A 19,107-nucleotide genomic window follows, 5' to 3' on the forward strand; every position below is an offset into this window, starting at 1 on the left:
AATTTCAAAATATAGGGTTGCTATGAAGAATAACAATAGTATATTCTCATAAAATAAATATTAGCTACATATGAAATTCAATACAAAATATTTGCCAATAGTTATTGGAGCAGCTTTAGCTCTGGGAACTGTACTTGGAAGCTTATTAAGCACTCCGGCACAGGATCAGTTCTTAGCTAAAAATAACTCTAAAAATAAACTCAACAAATTAATTGATTTCATTAATAATGAGTATGTAGATAGTATAAATACAGATTCTATAGTTAATCTTACGGTCGATAATATTTTGTCAAAATTAGACCCTCATTCCGTTTATATTCCGCCAAGTGAACAAGCAGAAGTTGCCGAAAGTATGAAAGGTGATTTTGTTGGAATTGGGGTGAATTTTTATATGTATAAAGATTCGGTTGCAATAATAAAACCAATAGAAAATGGCCCTTCGGCAAAAGCAGGAATTCAGGCTGGAGATAGGATTTTATATGTAGGAAAGACCAAATTATTCGGGCGAAAACTTCCGTCAGATAGCTTGTTTGCTAAATTAAAAGGAAAAAGAGGAACAGAGGTAGAGCTTACTGTTTATCGAAAATCAGAACAAAAGAAATTAAAAGTTAAAATAAAAAGAGACATTATTCCTATAAAAAGTGTTGATGTTTCGATGTTATTGGATAAAAACACTGGATATATAAAGATAAATCGTTTCGCCGAAACAACTTATGCCGAATTTAAATCAGGTTTAACGAAGTTAAAGCAAAAGGGAATTCAGTCACTTATTATAGATCTTCGAGATAATGGAGGAGGCTATATGGAAGAAGCTGTTGCAATTGCAGATGAATTTCTGAAAGATAAGCAGCTTATTGTTTTTACAAAAAATAAGAATGGAGAAACTGAAAAGACGTATGCTACTGGAAGCGGAAGTTTTGAGTCTGGAAAAGTATCTGTATTAATTAATGAGAATAGTGCTTCGGCTAGTGAAATTTTAGCAGGGGCAATTCAGGATAACGATAGAGGAAACATAATAGGTCGTCGTTCTTTTGGAAAAGGATTGGTTCAGCGCGAAATGGATTTTAATGATGGATCAGCAGTTCGATTAACGGTTGCTAGATATTACACACCAACAGGGCGCTCTATCCAGAAGCCATATAGTCATGGAAACGAAGACTACTTTAAAGAGTCGGATTCACGTTTTAACAACGGAGAATTATATAGTAAGGATAGTATTAAAGTTATTGATACATTAAAATATAAGACACCAAAGGGTAAAATTGTTTATGGTGGAGGTGGTATTGTGCCAGATGTTTTTGTGCCTATCGAAATAGAGCATGGTAGTGAAGGCTCAGCTTATTTGTTGCAAACGGGAATTGTTGGACATTTTGTTTTCGAACAATTGGATAAAAATCGTAAAGCATTTACAGGGTTAAATTACCAAGAATTTATCGCAAAAATGCAGTCAACAGATGATTATTTTAAATCTTTTCAGAAGTATCTTTTTAAGAATGGCTTAGATTTGAAATTAGAAAAAAATAAAGCGATCATTAATCGTTATATTACAGCTGAATTTGCCAGACAATTGTATGGTGAAATTTATTACTATGATGTGATTCTTAAAAATGATGCAATGATTAAGGCAGTTTTAAATCAGAAAAAATAATTCTAATTTTTTTAAAATGGAAATAAATACTATTGTAAATGCTGAAATCGAGCTATTAACTGCGATCAAAAATGCAGATGTTTTAGCTTTAGAAAAATTTCTTCACGATGATTTACTGTTTAATTTACCAGATGGACAAACAATCACTAAGGAGTTCGATTTAGATCAGTATCGTTCAGGTAAAATAAAAATCGAAGTATTAGAAGCTTCAGATCAAATTATTAGTGTAATTGATGATACTGCTGTTGTGGGAGTTACTATTTTGTTAAGAGGGGAATATAATAATGAACCCTTAGATGGTATTTTTAGATATAGTAGAGTTTGGAAGCAATTTGATGAGAATCTAAGAGTTATTGCAGGAAGCTGTGTGCAATTAAAATAAGTTATACTGGCTTACAAACTTCGCGGTTAAAGAATAAATAAATGAAAAATCTAAAAAGAATAAGTTTTCTATTAGTCTTAATGGCTTTTGTGATTTCTTGTGCATGTATGAAGGATAAGAACGTGATTTCAGGAAAAGTTGTATCGATAGAGTTTGGTAAAGACGGATATACTGCAAAAGTTAAGACCGAGAAAAACGAAATTTATTATGCTACAATTAGTATTGTAAATGTGGGCGGTCCTGAAAACTATAAGAAATTAAAAGAAGGAGATGAGGTTTCCTTAAAAGGAGAAATCTGGAAAACCGACACAGAGAAGCATATAAAAGTAAAAGAAATTGTTTCTGTAAAATAAGTTAATGCTAAAACATTAAGATTTTTGAACCATTAAGACATTAAGTTTATTGAGCTTAGTCTAATGGTTTTTCTTTTTTACTACTAAAAGATTAAGTTTATAAAGTGTCTGAAGCTTAACTTTTTTTAATCTCTTAATGGGTAAAATAAAAAAAAACTAATGTTTTAAAAAGTTATCGAGTACTATCGTGCGCATGAGTTTGTACGCCATTATTCCATACCGTTAAGATATCGGTTGCAACGGCAGCACCACTTCCTGCGGCAATTGCAAGTTGACTTCTCCAGCCAGCCAGAGTGCCAATAACATAAATACCTTCAGTGACTTTGTGATCGATGTTTTTTAACTGAATTCGTTGTTTTTCGGGTAGCGCTTTTTTATGAGGCTCAATGTATTGTGTCAAGCCTTCGATAGCAAAAGTATTCGCAGAACCAATCCCTACAACTATTATTTTAGTTTTGTATGTGTTTTTGTTGGTAGTAATTAAAAATTCAGGATATTCACCTTCAATCTTTATTACTTTCTCGTTTGGTATTTGTTCAATATGAGGATATTCTTGGCTTAAATGTTCGGTACTTTCCGATAGCAATTCAGAGCCTAATTTTCCAGGAGTAATCCCGTAAGCATTATTGAAAAGAGCCTCTTGAAGAGAAGAGTTTTTTTGATGCGTAAAAACCCCAATTTTTTTATCAATTACAAAAGGTTTGTTTTGTGCAGATCCAAGGACAAGTGCACAGGACATACTTGATACGCCTCCGCCAATAATCAAAACGTCAAACATACTTATTGTTGATCGTTCATTTTTTCTTCTATCTTTTTAGAAATTCTAAAAATTAAAAGAATTAGTACGGCACAAAACGCAGCTGCTATTCCAATAAACGCTACCATGCTATCTCCTTGTAGAGGATTTTGAAAGTCAAGCAAAGTAATATTGAAAATAATCAAAGCTAATGCTAAAAGCACTAATATGGAAGTAAAAATTTTCATAGGATAACTATTTATTTCTAAATGATTAAAAGAAATAATTAAAAATGAAATGTTATTTGTGGTTGTTCCGCAAACGAGTATTTCGGCTTTTAAGTATTTCTAGTGGGTAAATTTATGAAAATTAATTTTAGACAAACAAACCTTTAACATTAGCTGCGAATAATTTAACAGCAATAGCCAAAAGTACAACTCCAAATGTCTTTCTAACCACGCCAAGTCCGTTTTTTCCTAGCATTTTTTCAATTTTTGAAGATGATTTTAAAACAACATATACAAGGGTTATATTGAGGATAATAGCAATTACAATATTTATAGTGTGAAATTGTGAACGTAGCGAAAGTAATGTTGTCATGGTTCCTGCTCCAGCAATTAAAGGAAAAGCTAGAGGCACGATAGAGGCAGAGCTTGCTTCTTCATCACGATATATATGGATTCCAAGTATCATTTCTAGAGCAAGAAAAAATAACACAAAAGATCCAGCTACCGCAAAAGAATGTACATCGATACCAATTATTTTCAGGAATCCTTCTCCAATAAATAGAAAGATAATCATTATCAATCCAGCAACTATCGAAGCCTTTTCGGATTCGATGTGTCCAACCTTAGATCTTAGGTTAACAATAATAGGAATAGAACCAACGATATCAATTACAGCAAAGAGTACCATTCCAACAGTAATTATTTCTTTTAAGTCTATTTCTAACATATGTTTTTATTTAGGAGTTAAACGTGGGTAAAGGTAAAAAATAAATAGCTTTTTTTAACATTTTGACGTTAATCTGTGATTTTTTGTTATAAAAATATGTTTTAATGACTCTTGCGTGATGTTTGTAACAAAGTGTAGTTTTATTTGGCTAATCTATTGAGTGGAATTAAAGTCTGTTTTTTTGATTCAATTTATCTGGTGGGCATCGAAATAGATTGACTATCTTTGCACTTTATAATTCAGTACTCTATTATCATGTTTCAATTAGGAAAAACTATTATTTCTGAGGATATTCTTGAAAAAGAATTTGTTTGTAATTTATCTGCTTGTAAAGGCGCTTGCTGTGTTGATGGAGACGCTGGAGCTCCCTTAAGTGAGGAGGAGACAAAGATTTTGGAAGAAATTTATCCAAAAGTAAAGCCTTTTTTGCGAAAAGAAGGAATTGCTGCAATTGAAGCACAGGGAACTTGGATTAAAGGTACTGATGGTGATCTCGAAACACCATTAATAGATAATAAGGATTGTGCATATGTAATTTTTGATGGAAAAACTGCACTTTGCGGTATCGAACAAGCATACAATCAAGGAATCGTAAGCTGGAAAAAACCAGTGTCATGTCATTTATATCCAATTAGAGTAAAAGACTTCACTGAATTTGCAGCCGTTAATTATGATAAGTGGGATATTTGCGATGCGGCCTGTTCTTTGGGTCAGGAGCTTGAGGTTCCAGTTTATAAATTTGTCAAAGAAGCGTTAATTCGCAAGTTTGGAGAAGATTGGTATATGGAGCTTGATAAAGTTGCAGAAGATTTGAAGCGCTCTTAAAAATTAATCTGTTTTTCATAATTAAAATCAATCTGAGATTGTAATAAAAAATCTTCCAAATGATTGCTGAAAAAGATTTTTAAAATTTATAAAAAAGTCTTGTATTTTATTTAAAAAACCTTATAGGTTACGGTTGTTGAGTGAATTTGAGTAGTTTTAACTGATTCATTTTCAGAAAGTTGATAATTGTATGAAAATTATTCTGTTTTTGCACCTTTGTTAAAAACTAGAGCCGATTGTGAATAAGTTTGGCTTTTATTTTAGCCAACAAATGACAATCTTTGTAGTCTACAGAAATGGATGAAAATTCATTGAAATTATTTAAAATAAAACACAACAATAATGTCACAAGTCGAACCAATTTTACAAGAAAATAAGAACCGTTTCGTAATTTTTCCAATTAAACATCATGATATTTGGGATTGGTACAAAAAGATGGAAGCGAGTTTTTGGACTGCTGAAGAAATTGATTTGCATCAAGACTTGAATGATTGGAACAACAAGTTGTCGGATGATGAAAGATACTTCGTTAAACATATATTAGCATTCTTTGCTGCATCAGATGGAATCGTAAATGAAAATCTTGCTGAGAACTTTGTAAACGAAGTACAATATGCTGAAGCTAAATTTTTCTATGGTTTTCAAATCATGATGGAAAATATTCATAGCGAAACATATTCGCTGCTTATTGATACTTATGTAAAAGATGAAGCTGAAAAAGATCAGTTATTTAATGCATTAGATGTTTTTCCTGCTATTGCAAAGAAAGCGAATTGGGCATTAAAATGGATTGAATCTGATTCGTTTGCTGAGCGTTTAATAGCATTTGCTGCAGTTGAAGGAATATTTTTCTCAGGTGCTTTTTGCTCTATTTTCTGGTTGAAAAAACGTGGTTTAATGCCAGGTTTAACATTCTCAAACGAATTAATTTCTCGTGACGAAGGAGTTCACTGTGATTTTGCAGTGCATTTACACAATCACCATTTAATAAACAAAGTTCCAAAAGATAGAATTAAAGAAATTATTGTTGATGCTTTAGACATAGAAAGAGAATTTGTTACAGAATCTCTTCCGGTAAGTTTAATTGGTATGAACGCAGTTTTAATGACACAATATTTAGAATTTGTTGCCGATAGATTACTTGTTGAGTTAGGTTGCGAACGTGTTTATGGCTCATCAAATCCATTTGACTTTATGGATATGATTTCGCTTCAAGGGAAAACTAATTTCTTTGAAAAAAGAGTTTCAGAATATCAAAAAGCAGGAGTTATGAATAGTAGCTCAGGCGGAGATAGTGATTCTCAGAAAATTAGCTTTGATGCAGATTTTTAGACAACAAAGTAAGTTTTAGTGATTACCACGACGCTAAAATAAAAAAATTAAGAAACGAAGGTTTCTATAACAAAACAATTTAAAGATTGAATCTCTTTTCCCAAATCGAAGATTCAAAGGTATTATTGACTAATTTTTGATCTATATATTAGATTGAGGAGAGGCTAACTATTGGAAAGCTACTAATTCCGAAATTAAAAATAAAACACACAATGTTTAAGTGCTGGAATTCGTTATTTCAGTGTCTTTCATTTTTTCAATAACAATAAAAAAGTAAGCTTATGTATGTAATAAAGAGAGATGGACGTAAAGAGCCAGTAATGTTTGATAAGATTACAGACAGAATCAAAAAATTGTGTTACGGGTTAAATGAACTTGTAGATCCTGTTAAGGTAGCCATGCGCGTTATTGAGGGATTGTATGATGGAGTTTCGACTTCGGAATTGGATAATCTTGCTGCAGAAACTGCTGCTTCTATGACTATTGCGCATCCAGATTATGCACAATTAGCTGCTCGTATCGCCGTTTCTAATTTACATTCTAATACGACAAAATCTTTCTCAGAGACGATGTCAGACATGTATAATTATGTTAACCCAAGAACAGGTAAAGAGGCGCCATTGTTAGCAGATGATGTTTATGAAGTAATTAAGAAAAACTCACAGGTACTGGATTCAACAATTATCTATAACCGTGATTTTAATTATGATTATTTTGGATTTAAAACTTTAGAACGTTCTTATTTATTAAAAATAAACGGGAAAATTGTTGAGAGACCACAACATATGTTGATGCGTGTTTCTATAGGAATTCATAAAGATGATATTGAGTCTGCGATTGAAACGTATGAATTAATGTCTAAAAAATTCTTTACTCACGCGACACCAACATTGTTTAATGCGGGAACACCGAAACCTCAAATGTCATCTTGTTTCTTATTAACAATGAAAGATGATAGTATTGATGGAATCTATGATACATTAAAACAAACAGCCAAAATTTCACAGTCTGCTGGAGGAATTGGTTTAGCAATACACAATGTTAGAGCAACTGGATCTTATATCAGTGGAACTAATGGAACTTCTAATGGAATTGTTCCGATGCTGCGTGTATATGATATGACAGCTCGTTATGTAGATCAGGGTGGAGGAAAACGTAAAGGTAGCTTTGCGATGTACATAGAGCCTTGGCATGCTGATATTTTTGATTTCCTTGATTTGAGAAAAAATCATGGTAAGGAAGAAATGAGAACGCGTGATTTATTTCTTGGAATGTGGATTCCAGATTTATTCATGAGAAGAGTTCAGGAAGATACAACTTGGACTTTAATGTGTCCTAATGAATGTCCAGGATTATCAGATGTACACAGTGAAGAATTCGACGCTTTGTATTTAAGTTATGAGGCAGCTGGAAAAGGAAGAAAAACAATTAAGGCAAGAGAAATATGGGAAAAAATCCTTGAATCTCAAGTAGAAACTGGACTTCCGTACATGTTGTATAAAGATGCAGCAAACCGTAAATCAAACCAAAAGAATTTGGGAACAATCCGTTCATCAAACTTATGTACTGAAATTATTGAATATACATCTCCGGATGAAGTTGCAGTTTGTAACTTGGCTTCAATATCATTGCCAATGTTTGTTGAGAATGGAAAGTTTAATCACCAAAAATTATTTGATGTTACCAAACGTGTAACATTCAACTTAAATAAAGTAATTGATAGAAATTATTATCCAGTAAAAGAAGCAGAAAATTCTAATGTGCGTCATAGACCAATTGGTTTAGGAGTTCAAGGACTTGCAGATGCTTTTATTATGTTAAGAATGCCATTTACAAGTGATGATGCAAAACAATTAAATCAAGAAATTTTTGAAACATTGTATTTTGCTGCAGTAACTTCATCTATGGAATTAGCTAAAGTTGAAGGGGCATATTCTACATTTGAAGGATCTCCAATGTCAAAAGGAGAATTCCAATACAATATGTGGGGAATGAAAGATGAAGAATTGTCAGGACGTTGGGATTGGGCTTCATTGCGTAAGGAAGTTGTAGAGCACGGTGTTCGTAACTCTTTATTAGTTGCACCAATGCCTACAGCATCTACTTCTCAGATTTTAGGAAACAACGAAGCTTTTGAACCATATACTTCAAATATCTATACAAGAAGAACGCTTTCAGGAGAATTCATCGTAGTAAATAAACATTTACTTCATGATTTAGTAGAAAGAGGTTTGTGGAACGAAACATTGAAGCAAGAGATCATGCGTCATAACGGATCAGTTCAAAATATTGATGGAATTCCAGTTGATCTTAAAGAATTGTATAAAACAGTTTGGGAAATGTCTATGAAAGATATTTTAGATATGTCGCGTCAAAGAGGTTATTTTATTGACCAGTCGCAATCATTAAACTTGTTTATGCAAGATGCAAACTATTCTAAACTTACATCAATGCATTTCTATGCATGGCAATCAGGTTTAAAAACAGGAATGTATTACTTGAGAACAAAATCGGCTGTAGATGCAATTAAATTTACATTAAACAACGATAAAAAAGAAGAAATTGCACCAGTAGCTAAAGCATCAGTTACAGTTTTAGCTCCAGAAGTAGAGCCAATAAACGTAGAGGATTATAAAGCAATGCTATTAAAAGCTCAAGCTGCAGGTCCAGATGATTGTGAAATGTGTGGAAGTTAATTAGAAGAAATAAAATAGAGCAGAGAGAATAGATTTGTTCTTAATTTAATAGAAAGCAGTTATCGTAATGATAGCTGCTTTTGTTTTTTACTCAGTCTGGTTATTCTTCGTAATAAAAGATTGTGAGAAGTGTTATTAGATGGATTTCTTTGTAGGATATTGTTTTACAGCAAAAAATTATGAAATAATTGTACTCTATAAATGGAAGAAAATAATTGTTTAAATTTGTAAAAAAGAATAGTAATGAGTTATCCGGTTTTACAAATTGCACATAAAATTATTGCACATACAGACGCTAGTCAGGGAGAAATTATTTCAAATTTAAAACTGCAAAAAATACTTTATTATATGCAGGGTTTTTTTATTGCAGTATATGATAAGAAATTATTTGAAGAAGAATTTGAAGCTTGGCAATATGGTCCTGTTGTGAAGGATATGTTTAACCATTTTAAAGATTTTGGTTCAGGTGCCATCACTCTAAATGAAGATGTACAAATTATTGAATTGACTGAGGAAGAAAATGAATTGTTTAAGGAAGTAATGGCCGAATTTGGACAATTTTCTACCATAAAGTTGATGGAAATGACACATGCAGAATTGCCATGGAAGAAAATTTTTCATGAAAACCCTCAAGGAGAAATTTCTTATGATTTGCTGAGAGAGTATTTTAAAACTCAAATCATCGAGTAGATGGGGAAAATTAAAAAGAGAGATATTAAGGAAAGTAAAATAACTGTTCCTAATCAAAATAATACCGAATTAAACTATCCAATTTTTTGTTTCAAGTATTTGCAGACAGAACCAAATAAAGATTTTAAGTTTTATGCTGATTTTATAGAGAGATTAAAAAAGCTGTCTAATCTTACTTGGAATCAGATAAATGTGGCCCAAAAACATGGTTTTGGAACCGAAAAAATACCTGTTGGACAAATAAAACCAGATTTACCTAAATTTGTTTCACCAGATGTAACTGATTTAATCGTTTTTAGAGCAAATGGGGATAATAGACCTTTTTTAGGTTTAAGAAATCAGAATGTTTTTCATATAATATTCTTGGAAGAGAAGTTTGGAGACATCTATAATCACTAATTGGTAATTAGTTAAATCGCATTTTAAGGCCGATTTATTTAATTATCTTACAAAATTGAGCTTATTTGTTAAGAAATCCTTTTTTGTTTCATAAAAAGCATTATTTTTTTTGGTGCGGTAAAAATAATTTATACATTCGCAAAGAATTTATTGAAAAACACAAACAAAATGTCAAGCAACCGTTTTTATTTTAGCAACTCTTTTTATTTCTTCTTTAGTAGAAGTGAGGATTGTGCTATGGTTATTTGAGAAAATTTAAAAGACAAATAAAACTAATATACAATCCTGATGCAAATCAGGATTTTTTTTTGAGTATATGACAACAAAAATTGCAATACAAGGTATTAAAGGTTCATTTCACCATCAGGTAGTGAATGAGTATTTCTCTGAAAATGTGGATATTGACGAATGTTTGTCATTCGAAGAATTAATTGACAGCGTACTTTCAGGAAAATCAGATCAGGCTGTAATGGCTATCGAAAACTCGATTGCGGGACCAATTATTCCGAATTATGCGTTGATAGATAAGAACAATTTACACATAATTGGGGAGCATTATTTAAATATTCATCAGAATTTAATGGCGCTAAAAGGCCAAAAAATAGAAGATATTACAGAAGTTCATTCGCACCCAATGGCACTATTACAATGTATGGATTTCCTAAAAAAATATCCAAATATTAAATTAGTAGAGGATAAAGATACTGCCGAAACAGCAAGAAGAATCCAGGAGAAACAATTAAAAGGTATCGCAGCAATAGCAAGTAAAACAGCTTCGGTGATGTATGATTTAGAGATTCTGGCACCAGAAATTCAGACAATCAAAAACAATATGACCCGTTTTGTGATTATCAAGAAAGAGAATTCTTTTTTACCTACAACTGAAATCAACAGAGCATCGATTAAATTCGAATTAAATCATAAAAGAGGAAGTCTGGCAGCAGTTTTAAACGTAATGAGCGATTGTAAACTGAATTTAACAAAGATTCAATCGTTGCCAAAAATAGAAACACCTTGGAAATATTCGTTTTTCGTAGATGTAACTTTTGAAGATTACGAAGATTATGCAAAAGCAAAACGATTAACAGAAATAATGGCTGAGTATTTTAAAGTTTTGGGAGAATATAAAAATACCAAACCTTTAAGCGGGTCATAAGATCAGAAAATCGAAAGTTAGAAAGTCAAAAGAAAAGCATAAAGCTTTCGGCTCAAAGCCTAAAGCTAAAAATTATAAAATAGAACCATGATTACAACAGCAAAAAGATTAGATGTCGTAGAGGAATACTACTTTTCTTCAAAGCTTAGAGAAGTAAGACAACTACAATCAGAAGGCAAGCCAATTATCAATATGGGAATTGGAAGTCCAGATTTAAATCCTTCTAAAGCAGTTATCGAAGCAATAGTTTCGGCAATGCAAGATGAGAATGCACATCAATATCAAAGTTATCAGGGATTGCCAGAATTGAGAAAAGGAATGGCCGATTTTTATCAGAATAATTATGGTGTTGCCTTAAATCCAGCTAATGAGATTTTGCCATTGATGGGATCTAAAGAAGGAATTATGCATATTTCATTGGCTTTCCTAAATGAAGGAGATCATGTTTTGATTCCGAATCCAGGATATCCAACATATACTTCGGTAACCAATTTGGTTGGAGCAGTTCCAGTTTATTATGATTTGAAAGAAAATACTAATTGGGAGCCAGATTTTGAAGCCTTAGAAAAATTAGATCTTTCAAAAGTAAAGATTATGTGGTTGGGTTATCCTCACATGCCAACAGGAGCAAGAGGAAGTTTGGAGTTATTTGAAAAATTGGTTGCTTTTGCTAAAAAACATAATATTTTATTGATTAATGATAATCCGTATAGTTTTGTTTTGAATGATAAACCAATGAGTTTGTTGCAGGTAGATGGGGCAAAAGATGTAGCATTAGAACTGAATTCATTGAGTAAGACCTTTAATATGGCAGGATGGAGAGTTGGAATGGTTTTAGGAAATCCTGCAGTAATTGATGCAGTTTTGAAAGTGAAAAGTAATATGGATAGTGGTATGTTCTACGGAATCCAGAAAGGAGCAATTGCAGCATTAAATTGTGGTGAATCATGGTTTGAAGAGCAGAATGTGATTTACAGACGCCGTCGTGAACTTACCAATAAGCTAGCCGAAAAATTGGGTTGTAAAGTATATGCTGAGGGAGTTGGATTATTTGTTTGGGCAAAATTACCAGAAGGTATAGCATCGGCAGAAGATTTTATCGACCAGATATTATATGAGAAACATATTTTTATTACACCAGGAACCATTTTTGGTAGTAATGGAGAAGGATACATAAGGTTTGCGCTTTGTGTTAAAGAAGAAAAAATACAAGAAGCAATAGATAGATTTTAAATCTAAAAGTTGTTAAAAATGAAAAGATACAGTCAGGGAGCACGTCCCGATAGTTATCGGGAAGCTTCAAATAAAAAATAAAAAATGAATATACACGTAATAGGAATAGGGTTGATAGGTGGTTCAATGGTTTTAGATATCAAAGAATTATATCCTGAAGCTACTATTTACGGAATTGATAATAACGAGGCACATCTGCAAGAAGCAATTGCCTTAGGAGTTATTGATAAAGCGTCGACTTTTGATGATTTGGGAACTGCTGATTTTGTGATTGTTTCGGTTCCTGTAGATGTTGCGCTTACCGTTTTACCTAAAGTTCTGGATGTAATTGGTGAAAAGACAATAGTTTTTGAAGTAGGTTCTACCAAAAAGCCAATTTGTGAAGCAGTAGAAGATCATCCGAGAAGAAGAAATTTTATAGCAACACATCCAATTGCAGGAACAGAATTCTCTGGACCTTCAGCAGCAATAAAAGGACTTTTTAAAGGTAAAACGAATATTATTTGTGAGGTAGAAAAAACTACTTTTAAATTACAGGAAAAGGCTTTACAGCTTTTTACAGCAATAGGAATGCGCATACGATATATGGATCCAACATCGCATGATAAGCATATTGCTTATGTATCGCATTTGTCTCATATAAGTTCGTTTATGCTTGGAAAGACAGTTATTAATAAGGAGAAAGACGAACAAGATATTTTTGATATGGCGGGAAGTGGATTTGAAAGTACCGTTCGTTTGGCAAAAAGTTCACCAGCAATGTGGACACCAATTTTTAAACAAAATAAAAAACAGGTGATTGAAACCCTGGAAGAATATATATTAAATCTTACCCAGTTTAAAGATTTACTGGTTGCAGATGATTATAATGCCATTTATGAGGAAATGGAAAGTGTGAATAAAATAAAAGAAATATTAAACGGAATTACTATTAAAAAATAAACTAAAGAAAAGATGGAAAATAAGAAAGAAATGAGAAATTGGTTAGAGGCATTCAAATTAGATCATCCACTAGTAATAGCAGGACCTTGTAGTGCTGAAACTGAAGAGCAGGTGTTGAAAATTGCACATGAATTAAAAAATTCTGATGTGAGTATATTCAGAGCAGGAATCTGGAAACCAAGAACGCGTCCAGGAGGATTTGAAGGTGTAGGTGAAATTGGTTTGAAATGGTTGCAAAAAGCTAAAAAAGAAACTGGTTTATTAATGGGAACAGAAGTTGCAACTGCTGCTCATTGTAAATTGGCTTTAGAGCATGATATTGATGTTTTATGGGTTGGAGCTCGTACAACAGCAAATCCATTTGCAGTTCAGGAAATTGCGGATACTCTTAAAGGAACAGATAAGATCGTTTTGATTAAAAACCCAGTAAACCCAGATTTATCTTTGTGGTTAGGTGGTGTTGAACGTTTGCACATGGCCGGAATCGAAAAACTAGGGGTAATACACAGAGGATTTTCGACTTACGAAAAAACAAAATACAGAAACATTCCAGAATGGCAGATTGCTATCGAATTACAAAATAAATTCCCTGATTTACCTTTAATCATTGATCCATCTCATATTACAGGAGACCGTAAAATGATTCTTGAAGTGACGCAAGAAGCTTTGGATTTAAATTATGATGGTATGATTATCGAAACTCATACTGATCCTGATAATGCTTGGAGTGATGCTGCACAACAAGTTACACCAGATGCTTTGAAACAAATTTTCAAAGATTTGAGAGTAAGAAAGACTGATGATAAAACAGATGAATATAGCCAGAAAATGTCGAAATTAAGAGCTAATATCGATGTTCTAGATGCTAATTTATTAGATTTATTAGGAAAACGTATGAAAGTTGCAGACGAAATTGGTCAGGTGAAAAAAGATGCAAACGTTGCTATTCTTCAAAACAACCGTTGGAACGAAATTTTAGGAAAAATGATTCTAGAAGGTGAGAAAAAGGGATTGTCGGAAGAATTTGTACTTAAAATGTTTAAAGCAATTCACCAAGAAAGTATTAGTCACCAAGAAAGAATTCTTAACGCATAATTTGTTTTGAATCATATAAGTGGTATAAGTTCATATAAGGATTTGTAAGCATTAAACTTAAATGTATTTATAGTACTTAAATGGTTAATAATTCTCGAAAATAGAATCTCCATCGCTTTTAAGAAAGTGGTGGAGATTTTTTAATTTATACTTGAGGTCAAAAACTTTGAACTTTAAACTTTAAAGCTGAAACAAAATTTTATCTTTGCAGTATGACAGGAACCGTTTACAAATCTACAGGGAGTTGGTACACCGTAAAATCCGAAAGTGGTGATTTTATAGAGTGTAGAATGAAAGGAAAGTTTAGGATGAAAGGCATTAAGAGTACCAATCCTATAGCTGTAGGCGACGTTGTGGATTATGAGCTCGAAGAAAGTTCGGATATAGTGACAGGAACAATTCATAATATTCATGAAAGAAAGAATTATATCGTTCGTAAATCCGTGAATTTATCTCATCAGATGCATATTATTGCATCTAATATTGATTGTGTATTTTTATTAGTAACAATTAATAATCCGCCAACAACATTTAATTTTATCGACCGTTTCTTGGTTACAGCCGAGGCATATGGTATTGAAACTATTTTGATTTTTAATAAAATTGATACTTTTGATGAAGCCACGCTTGATGAGCAATTGTATATGCAGTACGTATATGAGCAAATAGGATATAAATGTTTGCGTATTTCGTCTACAGAAGGGAAAGGTGTTGAGGAATTAAAAGGAATGATGATTGGTAAGGTAACGATGTTCTCGGGGCATTCAGGGGTTGGTAAATCAACTCTTGTAAATGCGATGGAGCCTAGCTTGCATCTAAAAACGAAAATGATTTCTACAGCGAGTAAACAAGGACAGCATACAACAACATTTGCAGAAATGTTTGACTTGTCTTTTGGTGCACGTATTATTGATACACCAGGGATTAAAGGTTTTGGTATTGTTGATATGGAAAAAGAAGAAGTTAGCGGTTATTTTCCTGAATTTTTTAAATTGAAAGATCAGTGTAAATTTAATAACTGCTTGCATAAAGATGAACCTCATTGTGCCATAAAAGCTGCTCTGGAAAGAGATGAAATTGCTTGGTCACGTTATAATAGTTATCTTAAAATCTTAGAAGGCGAAGACGAGCATTACCGTACAGATATTCATAACGAAGATCGCGCTGCCAGTGATGAAACGAGGAAATAATTATTAATTGTGAATGGTTAATTGTTATTTCAGTCAGATTATTTAAATGAAACACGATTTAAATCTATAAAATTTGATATTGTAGAAATAAATAAAATTTTAGCTTCTATATTAATTGCTACTAAACAAAATGTATCAACGTAATGAATTCACAATTTATAATTTATAATTCACCATTATCTTGAGAGTTGTTCTTCAAAGAGTTTCTTCAGCTTCGGTAGTGGTTGATGGTAATAAAGTAGCCGATATCCAAAAAGGGTTACTTGTTTTTGTTGGGATTGAGGATGCCGATACACAAGAAGATATTGATTGGTTGGCTGGAAAAATAACCAAAATCAGAATTTTTAACGACGAAAATGATGTCATGAACTGCTCGGTTCAGGATGTTCAAGGAGAAATCATTGCCGTAAGCCAGTTTACACTTCATGCTGGTACTAAAAAAGGAAATCGTCCTTCATACATAAAAGCGTCAAAACCCGATATTGCAATTCCACTTTATGAAAATTTTGTAGCTACTTTGGAGAAGGAATTTGGAAATAAAATTCAGACTGGAATTTTTGGTGCAGATATGAAAATCAGCCTGTTAAATGACGGTCCTGTGACAATAATAATGGATAGTAAGAATAGAGAGTAAAATTTACTTCTTAAAAGAATATAAAAATGGATTTAAAAAACGCCCAACTAGATGTTGATACTTGGATAAAAGAACACGGAGTTCGCTATTTTAACGAATTAACAAATATGGCTCAACTTACAGAAGAGGTAGGGGAAGTAGCCAGAATTATTGCACGTCGTTACGGAGAACAATCAGAAAAAGAAAGTGATAAGAATAAAGACCTCGGTGAAGAATTAGCTGATGTGGTTTTTGTGGTTTTATGCTTAGCAAATCAAACAGGAATTGATCTTCAGGCAGCTTTTGATAAGAAAATGGATTTGAAATCTATTCGGGACAAAGACCGTCATAAAAACAACGATAAACTAAAATAATGTGATAAGTTAGAGCAAAGCTTTGGAGTATCCTTTTTTTAAAATAAATTTGCCAAAACGCATAAAATAATCACCCTACAATGAATTTACTATTAAAAACATCACAAGCTAATTTACAAGGACAAATTGCAGTAACTGGCTCAAAAAGCGAAACCAATCGATTGTTATTGTTAAAAGCTTTGTTTCCGAATATTAGTTTGGCAAACACATCTAATTCAGATGATAGTGAAGTAATGCAAAAAGCATTACTAGGTAATGAAGAAATAGTAGATATTCATCATGCAGGAACAGCAATGCGTTTTTTAACAGCATATTTTGCTGTTAATGAAGGGAGAGAAGTTGTAATGACAGGTTCAAGCAGAATGCAAGAACGACCTATAAAGATTCTTGTTGAAGCTTTGGCTCAGCTAGGAGTGGAGATCTCATATCTAAAAGACGAAGGATATCCTCCAATTCGTATTAAAGGAAAGAAAATAACAGCTTCAAAAGTTACATTAGCAGCCAATGTGAGTAGTCAATATATCTCGGCATTATTGCTTGTGGCGCCTAAATTAGAAAATGGTTTAGAGCTTACATTAGAGGGAGAGATTACTTCTATACCTTATATAAAAATGACTTTGGCTTTGCTTAATGATTTAGAAATTAAAACTAGTTTTGAAGGAAATGTAATCAAAGTATATCCAAAAGCAGAGGTAGTTACAAAAGAAATGGTTGTAGAGTCTGATTGGAGTTCAGCTTCATATTTTTTTAGTTTGGTAGCTCTTGCCGATACGGCCTCAATTACACTTAGTAGCTACAAAGAAAATAGTTTACAAGGGGATTCAGCATTGGTATCACTTTATGATAAAATGGGAGTTCAAACTACATTTCAGGATAATAAAATGACTTTGGTTAAACAGTCTGATTTTAAATTTGAAACAGTAAATTTTGAACTGAACAATACTCCAGACATTGCGCAAACTATTGTAGTTACTTGTCTAGGTTTAGGAATAGGCTGTCATTTAACAGGTTTACATACTTTAAAAATTAAAGAAACAGATAGACTTGAAGCTTTAAGAATTGAGCTAACTAAATTAGGAGCTGATATTTTGGTTACTAATGATAGTTTAACGCTTGTTGCTACAAATGAGATTAATCCAAATGTGAAAATTGCTACATACAACGACCATCGTATGGCAATGGCATTTGCTCCACTAGCATTAAAAGTACCAATAATTATAGAAGATGCAGGGGTGGTTTCTAAATCTTACCCAGATTTTTGGAAAGATTTAACAAATTTAGGATTTGAGACAACAGAAATAGTTGCGTAATAATCAATGTTTACGGCTAAAATCACGAAAAAAATTTGAAGTTTACAATTTTAAACTAAATAAAAGCCAAAAGACTTGACAACGCCTATCTCACAATCGTATATTTGCACTCTAAATAAATAGACTACATGAAATTATCTCATTTTCAATTTAATTTACCAAAAGAACTTTTAGCTGAATTTCCAGCTGAAAACAGAGATGAGTCTCGTTTGATGGTAATTGATCGTAAAAAACAAACTATAGAGCACAAAATGTTCAAAGATGTAATCAATTACTTTGATGATGGTGATGTTCTTATTTTAAATAATACTAAAGTTTTTCCTGCACGTTTGTATGGAAACAAAGAAAAAACTGGAGCAAGAATTGAAGTTTTCTTATTAAGAGAACTTAATTCAGAGCAACGTCTTTGGGATGTTTTGGTTGATCCAGCTCGTAAAATCCGTATCGGAAATAAATTATACTTTGGTGATGACGATTCGTTGGTTGCTGAGGTTATAGATAATACTACTTCTCGTGGTAGAACATTACGCTTCCTTTATGATGGTTCTTATGAAGAATTCAGAAATAAATTAACAGAACTTGGAGAAACTCCAATCCCTAAATACATCAGTAGAGATGTAACTCCAGAAGATGCAGAAAGATATCAAACGATATATGCTAAAGAAGAAGGAGCTGTTGCAGCGCCAACTGCTGGATTGCATTTCTCGAAGCACCTTTTGAAAAAATTAGAAATTAAAGGAGTAAACTTTGCAGAAGTAACACTTCACGTAGGTTTAGGAACTTTTAATCCTGTTGAGGTTGAAGATTTATCAAAACACAAAATGGATTCTGAAGAGTTAATTATTACTCAGGAAGCTTGTGATATTGTTAATAATGCAAAAGCAAACAAGAAACGTATTTGTGCAGTAGGAACAACTTCAATGCGTGCTATTGAAAGTTCAGTTTCATCACAAAACACATTAAATCCTTTTGAAGGTTGGACAAATAAATTTATTTTCCCTCCTCATGATTTTAGTATTGCAAACTGTATGATTACAAATTTCCATACACCAAAATCAACATTATTAATGATGATTTCTGCGTTTTGCGGACATGATTTAATGAAAAGAGCATATGACGAAGCTATAAAAGAAGAATATAAATTCTACTCTTATGGTGATGCAATGCTTATTATCTAAG

The 19,107-nt window shown here is 32.5% G+C and carries 20 protein-coding genes; 17 read left to right on the top strand and 3 right to left on the bottom strand.

All coding sequences use genetic code 11. The annotated features are described in order from the left end of the window. Positions 1 to 70: 70 nt before the first annotated feature. Genes OIU80_RS07775 through OIU80_RS07785 form a run of 3 tightly spaced genes read left to right on the top strand, consistent with a single transcriptional unit; the run spans position 71 to position 2,383 of the window. Complete coding sequence (locus OIU80_RS07775) at positions 71 to 1,648, top strand: S41 family peptidase (protein ID WP_264286461.1); 1,578 nt, start codon at positions 71 to 73, stop codon at positions 1,646 to 1,648. A gap of 16 nt (positions 1,649 to 1,664) precedes the next feature. Then, positions 1,665 to 2,030 carry a nuclear transport factor 2 family protein gene (locus OIU80_RS07780; RefSeq protein ID WP_264286462.1) on the top strand — a complete coding sequence of 122 codons (366 nt, stop codon included), beginning with the start codon at positions 1,665 to 1,667 and terminating at the stop codon, positions 2,028 to 2,030. Positions 2,031 to 2,071: 41 nt separating this feature from the next. After that, positions 2,072 to 2,383: a hypothetical protein gene (locus tag OIU80_RS07785; RefSeq protein ID WP_264286463.1), complete on the top strand. Its 312-nt coding sequence runs from the start codon at positions 2,072 to 2,074 to the stop codon at positions 2,381 to 2,383. A 172-nt stretch (positions 2,384 to 2,555) separates the two neighbouring features. Here OIU80_RS07785 and OIU80_RS07790 read toward each other — a convergent pair whose 3' ends face one another. The 3 genes from OIU80_RS07790 to OIU80_RS07800 all read right to left on the bottom strand — a co-directional run bounded on the left by OIU80_RS07790 (position 2,556) and on the right by OIU80_RS07800 (position 4,073). Further along, on the bottom strand, positions 2,556 to 3,161 hold the full coding sequence (locus OIU80_RS07790) for an NAD(P)/FAD-dependent oxidoreductase (protein ID WP_264286464.1): 606 nt from the start codon (positions 3,159 to 3,161) through the stop codon (positions 2,556 to 2,558). Positions 3,162 to 3,163: 2 nt separating this feature from the next. After that, positions 3,164 to 3,367 (bottom strand): hypothetical protein, encoded by a 204-nt coding sequence (locus OIU80_RS07795; protein WP_264286465.1) that lies wholly within the window; start codon positions 3,365 to 3,367, stop codon positions 3,164 to 3,166. A gap of 127 nt (positions 3,368 to 3,494) precedes the next feature. Continuing rightward, the gene (locus tag OIU80_RS07800; protein ID WP_264286466.1) at positions 3,495 to 4,073 is read right to left on the bottom strand and encodes a MarC family protein; all 579 of its coding nucleotides are present in this window, start codon (positions 4,071 to 4,073) and stop codon (positions 3,495 to 3,497) included. A 255-nt stretch (positions 4,074 to 4,328) separates the two neighbouring features. On the opposite strand from OIU80_RS07800, the gene OIU80_RS07805 reads away from it, so the two are divergent. From OIU80_RS07805 to queA, 14 genes are all read left to right on the top strand, one after another. Next, positions 4,329 to 4,898 (top strand): DUF3109 family protein, encoded by a 570-nt coding sequence (locus OIU80_RS07805; protein ID WP_264286467.1) that lies wholly within the window; start codon positions 4,329 to 4,331, stop codon positions 4,896 to 4,898. Between the two features lie 342 nt (positions 4,899 to 5,240). Next, positions 5,241 to 6,230, top strand: a complete 990-nt coding sequence (locus OIU80_RS07810; protein ID WP_264286468.1) for a ribonucleotide-diphosphate reductase subunit beta — start codon at positions 5,241 to 5,243, stop codon at positions 6,228 to 6,230. A 281-nt stretch (positions 6,231 to 6,511) separates the two neighbouring features. Then, positions 6,512 to 8,926, top strand: a complete 2,415-nt coding sequence (locus OIU80_RS07815) for a ribonucleoside-diphosphate reductase subunit alpha (protein WP_264286469.1) — start codon at positions 6,512 to 6,514, stop codon at positions 8,924 to 8,926. 243 nt (positions 8,927 to 9,169) lie between these two features. Beyond that, positions 9,170 to 9,616 (top strand): Panacea domain-containing protein, encoded by a 447-nt coding sequence (locus tag OIU80_RS07820; protein ID WP_264286470.1) that lies wholly within the window; start codon positions 9,170 to 9,172, stop codon positions 9,614 to 9,616. Continuing rightward, the gene (locus OIU80_RS07825; RefSeq protein ID WP_264286471.1) at positions 9,617 to 10,015 is read left to right on the top strand and encodes a hypothetical protein; all 399 of its coding nucleotides are present in this window, start codon (positions 9,617 to 9,619) and stop codon (positions 10,013 to 10,015) included. A gap of 316 nt (positions 10,016 to 10,331) precedes the next feature. After that, entirely contained in the window at positions 10,332 to 11,171 is an 840-nt protein-coding gene (locus OIU80_RS07830; protein ID WP_264286472.1) for a prephenate dehydratase, read from the top strand. A gap of 87 nt (positions 11,172 to 11,258) precedes the next feature. After that, entirely contained in the window at positions 11,259 to 12,404 is a 1,146-nt protein-coding gene (locus OIU80_RS07835) for a pyridoxal phosphate-dependent aminotransferase (RefSeq protein WP_264286473.1), read from the top strand. An 84-nt stretch (positions 12,405 to 12,488) separates the two neighbouring features. After that, positions 12,489 to 13,346, top strand: coding sequence for a prephenate dehydrogenase (locus tag OIU80_RS07840; RefSeq protein ID WP_264286474.1), 858 nt, complete (start codon positions 12,489 to 12,491; stop codon positions 13,344 to 13,346). Between the two features lie 12 nt (positions 13,347 to 13,358). Then, positions 13,359 to 14,441, top strand: coding sequence for a bifunctional 3-deoxy-7-phosphoheptulonate synthase/chorismate mutase type II (locus OIU80_RS07845; protein ID WP_264286475.1), 1,083 nt, complete (start codon positions 13,359 to 13,361; stop codon positions 14,439 to 14,441). A 212-nt stretch (positions 14,442 to 14,653) separates the two neighbouring features. Beyond that, entirely contained in the window at positions 14,654 to 15,631 is a 978-nt protein-coding gene (rsgA, locus tag OIU80_RS07850; protein WP_264286476.1) for a ribosome small subunit-dependent GTPase A, read from the top strand. A gap of 181 nt (positions 15,632 to 15,812) precedes the next feature. After that, positions 15,813 to 16,265, top strand: coding sequence for a D-aminoacyl-tRNA deacylase (gene dtd, locus OIU80_RS07855; protein WP_264286477.1), 453 nt, complete (start codon positions 15,813 to 15,815; stop codon positions 16,263 to 16,265). 26 nt (positions 16,266 to 16,291) lie between these two features. After that, positions 16,292 to 16,618 carry a nucleotide pyrophosphohydrolase gene (locus tag OIU80_RS07860; RefSeq protein ID WP_041518431.1) on the top strand — a complete coding sequence of 109 codons (327 nt, stop codon included), beginning with the start codon at positions 16,292 to 16,294 and terminating at the stop codon, positions 16,616 to 16,618. Between the two features lie 80 nt (positions 16,619 to 16,698). After that, on the top strand, positions 16,699 to 17,928 hold the full coding sequence (locus OIU80_RS07865) for a 3-phosphoshikimate 1-carboxyvinyltransferase (protein WP_264286478.1): 1,230 nt from the start codon (positions 16,699 to 16,701) through the stop codon (positions 17,926 to 17,928). 128 nt (positions 17,929 to 18,056) lie between these two features. Beyond that, on the top strand, positions 18,057 to 19,106 hold the full coding sequence (gene queA, locus OIU80_RS07870) for a tRNA preQ1(34) S-adenosylmethionine ribosyltransferase-isomerase QueA (protein ID WP_264286479.1): 1,050 nt from the start codon (positions 18,057 to 18,059) through the stop codon (positions 19,104 to 19,106). Position 19,107 lies beyond the last annotated feature (1 nt).

The organism is Flavobacterium frigoritolerans (assembly GCF_025847275.1).
GTDB classification, from domain to species: Bacteria; Bacteroidota; Bacteroidia; order Flavobacteriales; family Flavobacteriaceae; genus Flavobacterium; species Flavobacterium frigoritolerans.